The sequence below is a fragment of the Pseudoalteromonas sp. S1727 genome, from assembly GCF_005886375.1.
GTDB lineage: Bacteria > Pseudomonadota > Gammaproteobacteria > Enterobacterales > Alteromonadaceae > Pseudoalteromonas > Pseudoalteromonas haloplanktis.
On sequence record NZ_PNDT01000014.1, the window covers coordinates 1 to 5,715 of the forward strand.

At 40.6% G+C, this 5,715-nt stretch carries 7 protein-coding genes; 6 read left to right on the forward strand and 1 reads right to left on the reverse strand.

Annotation, left to right across the window (positions count from 1 at the left end; all coding sequences use genetic code 11):
• The first annotated feature begins 191 nt into the window (after nucleotides 1-191).
• Together CWB85_RS05080 and CWB85_RS05085 are read left to right on the forward strand one after the other, a co-directional pair.
• Complete coding sequence (locus CWB85_RS05080; RefSeq protein ID WP_016709140.1) at nucleotides 192-578, forward strand: hypothetical protein; 387 nt, start codon at nucleotides 192-194, stop codon at nucleotides 576-578.
• Nucleotides 579-1,079: a prolyl-tRNA synthetase associated domain-containing protein gene (locus CWB85_RS05085; RefSeq protein WP_016709141.1), complete on the forward strand. Its 501-nt coding sequence runs from the start codon at nucleotides 579-581 to the stop codon at nucleotides 1,077-1,079. It begins immediately after the preceding gene.
• Here CWB85_RS05085 and CWB85_RS05090 read toward each other — a convergent pair.
• Nucleotides 1,046-2,188, reverse strand: a complete 1,143-nt coding sequence (locus CWB85_RS05090) for an MFS transporter (protein ID WP_138554302.1) — start codon at nucleotides 2,186-2,188, stop codon at nucleotides 1,046-1,048. The genes CWB85_RS05085 and CWB85_RS05090 overlap by 34 nt on opposite strands.
• 208 nt (nucleotides 2,189-2,396) lie before the next feature.
• Here CWB85_RS05090 and CWB85_RS05095 point away from each other — a divergent pair, with 208 nt between their 5' ends.
• The 4 genes from CWB85_RS05095 to CWB85_RS05110 all read left to right on the forward strand — a co-directional run bounded on the left by CWB85_RS05095 (nucleotide 2,397) and on the right by CWB85_RS05110 (nucleotide 5,529).
• The gene (locus CWB85_RS05095; RefSeq protein WP_016709143.1) at nucleotides 2,397-2,936 is read left to right on the forward strand and encodes a DUF2058 domain-containing protein; all 540 of its coding nucleotides are present in this window, start codon (nucleotides 2,397-2,399) and stop codon (nucleotides 2,934-2,936) included.
• A gap of 142 nt (nucleotides 2,937-3,078) precedes the next feature.
• Nucleotides 3,079-3,402: a c-type cytochrome gene (locus tag CWB85_RS05100; RefSeq protein WP_016709144.1), complete on the forward strand. Its 324-nt coding sequence runs from the start codon at nucleotides 3,079-3,081 to the stop codon at nucleotides 3,400-3,402.
• Between the two features lie 159 nt (nucleotides 3,403-3,561).
• Entirely contained in the window at nucleotides 3,562-4,329 is a 768-nt protein-coding gene (locus CWB85_RS05105; RefSeq protein ID WP_016709145.1) for a class II aldolase/adducin family protein, read from the forward strand.
• A gap of 24 nt (nucleotides 4,330-4,353) precedes the next feature.
• Complete coding sequence (locus CWB85_RS05110) at nucleotides 4,354-5,529, forward strand: mandelate racemase/muconate lactonizing enzyme family protein (protein ID WP_016709146.1); 1,176 nt, start codon at nucleotides 4,354-4,356, stop codon at nucleotides 5,527-5,529.
• Nucleotides 5,530-5,715: the final 186 nt, after the last annotated feature.

Here is a 5,715-nt window from a genome sequence, read left to right on the forward strand (position 1 = left end):
AGCTGAGCTATAGCCCCACATTCCTAAAGTTACGAATTTCGTAACCCACTTGAGATTCCCTTTCAAGCGGGACGAACTTTAATGAGATTTATAAATTTGGTCAAGCATTTTTTATATATTTTGCGAATTTTCACGCAAGTAGTGTATTTTTGATAGACTAGTAGCCACTAGAAAGTAAAAAGACTTTAAAGATGAAAAAATATGCATGGATCCTACTCGTTTTGCTCTGCGGATGTGCAAGTCAAAATGATGAGCCGCCTTTTGAAATTAATAACAAGCAGTTGCATACCAAGTTAGATGAGCAAGGTAAGAAGATTTTTGCCTATGTTGTGTCGGTCAAAGCGAATAGCCGAAAAAGTTTAAACTTAGATCGACCACTTACCCGCAGTGAGTTTAAAAGCTTTGCTGAGCAAGAATATTTTGAAGAATCGAACAGCTTAAAGCTAGAGTTAGAGGACCAAGCCGTAGAGTTATTGCAACAAGAGTTAAAAACAACGCAATACTGTAAGGATAAGTATGAAATAAACAATGTTGTATGGCGTGACTTAAGTGTGCAATTAAGGGGGCATTGTTTATAAATGGTGGCGGATAAAACTAAGTTAGCAGCACTGCTAGCGCATTTGGAAATTAGCTACGATGTAATTGAACATCCAGCATTACATGGCAGTCTGACTGCTGATGAATTAATGATAGAACGTCCCGGCACACGACTAAAAAATTTATTCCTGCGCGATAACGAAGGTAAAAACCATTTTTTAGTGATCACAGCTCACGACAAACAATTAGATTTAAAAGCGCTGGCTAAATATCAAGGTTTGTCGCGTTTAGGGTTTGCTTCAGATGAGCGCTTGGCGCGTTTTCTAAAAGTCGCTCCCGGGTGTGTCTCAATGTTGGCGTTAATGAACGATAAGCAAAATAATGTCACACTTTGGTTAGACCAAGATATTTGGTTTGGCGATTTGTTTCATTGCCATCCGTTCGAGAACACGCAAACATGGTTGTTAAAAAAAGCCGATTTAGAACGTTTTTTTGCAAGCACAGGTCATCAACCTAAGGTGGTTTTTTTACCTGCAAAATAACCCGCAGCCACTAATGCTAAACCACATAAGCACACAAACAATAATACTGCCATAAATGCAACATGGCCATAGTACTGGTAAACCAAACCAGGTAAAAAAGAGCCTAATGCCCCGCCACTGTAATAAAACGACACATAAGCGCCATTCGTTACACTCGGTGGCGCGTTACTGATTTTATTAACCAGTGGTGCGGCTGTTGAGTGAATAATAAACATTGCCCCACAAAAGCCAGTAAATGCCAGTAAAAATACCAACAACTGTGAACTCATTAAAAAGACCATGGTTGTACTATAAAACATAAATATTGCTGACAATAAATGCCACGGTGAAATACTTTTTCTTAATAGCCAAGGTGTTGCTATAGAAGCGAGTGCGCCGATTAAATAGCCACTGTAGACTAAGCCAATATCGCGAGTGTTAGTAATTAAAAAAGTGTCGCGTAAAATGAATGGCAAATAATTTAATAATGCAGCAAAGCAAAAAAACATACAAAACACAGCACCATACAACTTTAAGACGGCAGCAGTAGCCAGTTGCTTTAAATAATTTAGTGGTGAAAGCGCATTACTAACAATGGCGACTTGGTGGCGTGGTATACATAAAGCTGAGCCAATTAAACCAGCGGCGATAACAAAATAAAAACTTTGCCATGTCCAAAGATCTGCAAAAACAGCGGCAAACACACGGCCAAAATAACCTCCTGCTATGGTGCTCCCTATATAGAGAGTCATATTCTTTTGTAAGTGTTCCGCTTGATAAGTACTGCCAATATAGGTGGTCATTGCTGTAAGTGCGGCAGGTAACGTTAAACCTTGTAAGAACCGTAGCAACAGTAATAACTCAAAGCTGGGGGCGTACGCAAAAGCAATGCAAGTAACAGCAAGTAGCAGCATAGTATAGCGAAGAATAGTAAGAGGGTTACGTTTAGCGAGTAGTAAACCATACATTAAAGGAGCGACGGCTAATGGGATCATAGTCGCCGTCATCAAGCTGCCCGCGGTGGCCGGACTGACTGAAAACTGCTCGGCAAATAAGCCTAACAATGGCTGTGGCGCATAAAGTACAAAAAAGATAAACACTGAGCACACTAATAAATGACTCAAGCGCATTATATTGCCCCTACTACAAAAACCACAGCATAACCTGATTGCTATTTAATTCAATCAAGTTAAACCTTTTTTCTTTTAAATCATCATTTATTGCGCTAAATCAGGGTATCAGCCGCAACAGTTTGTTAGATTAATAGCCGCAGCACTATGATTCTTCTGCATTGACGATTAAAATAATCTTAATATCAGTTTTTAATGGAACAAAGCCATGGGTTCATTACAAGACCAATTGCTAAAAGCAGGACTAACAACGTCACACAAAGCGAAAGTCGCTAAGACTGAAAAGCGTAAGCAGCAAAAAAAGCCTAAAAAAGGGGCCACAAGTAACCCCAGTGATCTGCAAAAACATATTCAGCAGACAAAGTTAGAGCAACAGAAAAAAGCAGAAGAGTTAAATCAGGCGCGTCAAGCTGAGCTGAAGCAGCGTGAACAAATCGCCCGTGTTAAGCAAATTTTAGAGCACCATAATCAAGATTCGATCCGTGGGGAGCGAACTTTTAACTTTACTTATGAAAATAAAGTAAAAGAGTTAGATGTAAACGAAAAAACCCAAAAGGCATTAGCCGGTGGGCGACTCGCTATCTGTGTTTTAGAAGGGCAGTTTTTTGTACTTGAAGATGAGCCTGCGCGAAAAGTGGCAGAAGTCGATGAAAAGTACATTGTGTTTCATGTTGAACCTGAAGACAAAGGCAAAGATGCCGATGATCCTTATGCAGATTTTGAAGTACCAGATGATTTAGTTTGGTAGCCTAGCAGCTAATTTGAACAGTGTGTTTGGTGATCTACTTGGTGTATAAATAACGTACATTAGTTATGTGCAAAGATCCGTTATTATGGTCTACAATTAGAGCAATAATTTTTATAAACCGTCAAAAAGAAGAGAGAATACAATGAGCAAGATAACAAAATTACTCTTAGGTGCCAGTCTCACTATGGCTGCAAGTGTGTCATTTAATAGCATGGCTGCCGATGGCGCTGCGCTTTACACTGCAAAACTATGTCAAACATGTCATGGCCCAGAAGGTAAAGCACCTATCATGGCTATGTACCCAAAACTAAATGGTCAGAATAAAGAGTATTTAGTCGCACAAATGAAAGATATAAAATCGGGCGCGCGTAACAACGGCATGGCTGCAGCGATGAAAGCAATGGTCGCAAATGTATCTGAAGAAGAAATGACAGCAATTGCTGATTATTTAGCAAACGTAAAATAACTTTTCTAAATGCTAGTTACCTACTTAACTGGCAGTAAACAGCCACACCAAATGGTGTGGCTGTTTTATTTTAAAGATTGATCATCCTCGCTCACTACTTTAGACTTCTATCCATCTATTTCGTGTTAATTGATGAGCACGTTTCTATAAGGCACTGCAATGTTTGAATTACCACAACTTGACTTAAAAAATAAAGTATCTGCCCAAGAGTGGCAGCTACGTATTGATTTAGCTGCCTGCTACCGGTTGGTTGAGCATTTTCGTTGGGGTGATTTGATTTATACGCATTTATCAGCGCGTTTGCCGGGTACTGATCATTATTTAGTGAATGCGTTTGGCTTAACGTTTGATGAAGTAACGGCCTCTAATTTGGTTAAAGTGGATTTAAATGGCAATATTTTAGATGACACGCCATTTGCTATTAACCCTGCTGGTTTTACTATCCACAGCGCGATCCACGAAGTGCGTGAAGATGCCCACTGCGTGATCCATTTGCATACTAAAGAAACCATCGCCGTTGCTACGCAGCAAAATGGTTTATTACCACTGAGTCAATATTCCATGTTTTCACTGCCTTCATTGTCTTATCATGGTTATGAAGGGTTAGCGGTCAATAATGATGAGAAAAAACGCTTGCAAGATGATTTGGCAGATACTAATCATATGCTATTAGTAAATCATGGTGGCTTAACAGTTGGGCCAACAGTAGGGGATGCATTTATGCGTTTTTATGATTTACAGCGCGCCTGTGAAATTCAGCTCGCTCTACAAGCCAGTGGTCAAGCGGTTACACCAGTGCCACAAGCGATAATAGATAATATTTATAATCAAGCGAATGTCGTACACAGTGGTAGTACTGGCGGACAATTAGCCTGGCCTGCGATGTTACGTAAAGCTTATCGACTTGATCCTAATTTTGCAAAATAACCAAGTTGGTTAATAAGGAATTTTATGAAAGTTAATCGCGTTGAAGTGTTTGATATCCATTGTCCAGACAGACCTGCTTGGACACCTGTATTTGTTCGTATTCATACCGATGAAGGTATAAGTGGGGTTGGTGAAGCTGGACTTGCTTATGACTTAGGTCACAGTGCAGCAGCTGCCATGATCAAAGAAATGGCCGATGCATTCTTGATTGGTCATGACCCATTTCAAACTGAAAAGTTATGGTCACGTATGCTTCGTGAAAGCTTTTGGGGCTTAGGTGGCGGACCTGTAGTGTATGCTGCTATGAGCGCGATAGACACGGCTCTATGGGATATTAAAGGTAAAGCATTAGGTTTGCCTGTGTATCAGTTACTGGGCGGTAAAGTGAATGACAAACTACGTACCTATGCATCGCAACTACAGTTCGATTGGGACAGTGAATTTAAAGCGCTTGTGCATCCACAAGAATACGCTGAAGCAGCATTAAAAGCGGTGGCCGAAGGTTACGATGCGGTTAAAGTTGACCCGATCCAATACGATAAGGACGGTAATACCTATTACGATCGTACTAACATCATTTCACGCGCTGAGATGAAGCTTTATCGCGCGCGCATGCAAGCAATTCGCGAAGCGGTTGGCGATGAGGTTGATATCATTTTTGAATGCCACAGTTTACCTGGGGCAACTTCTGCCATTCAAATAGGTGAAATCGCCAAAGAATTTGACTGCATGTACTATGAAGAACCTGTTAATTATCTAAACCACTCTTTACATGCGAAGGTCGCAGATAAAGTGTCGGTGCCAATTGCTGGTGGCGAGCGCTTATATAACCGCTGGGGTGTGCGTCCGTATTTAGAAGATCAAAGTATTGATGTGCTACAGCCGGATATTGGTTTATGTGGTGGTTTTACTGAAACCAAAAAAGTGTGTGATTACGCAGATATCTTTGACGTGCGAATTCAAGCTCACGTCTGTGGTGGCCCTGTTGCCACAGCGGCATCATTGCACTTAGAAACAGCGATTCCAAACTTCTTAATTCATGAGCACCACACTTATGCGATTAAAAAGTGGAATAGAGAGTTATGCTTACAAGATCCACAGCCTAAAAATGGTTTCTTCGAAGTATCAGAGGAGCCAGGTATTGGTATTGAGCTGAACGATGAAATAGTGATGCGCTCGCAACGTGTAGAAATAAAATAAGCGACGAGTCGAGAGCTATGGATAGCGAGCTAAATTTAGCTCGCTTTTCATTAAGCTTATCCACTTTTTCTTTTAAAACTATTTCTTACACATTCACTGCACTACAATTTTGCTCGAACCTCGAACCTCGAACCTCGAACCTCGAACCTCGAACCTCGAACCTAGTTATAATTCACCTTACATTTC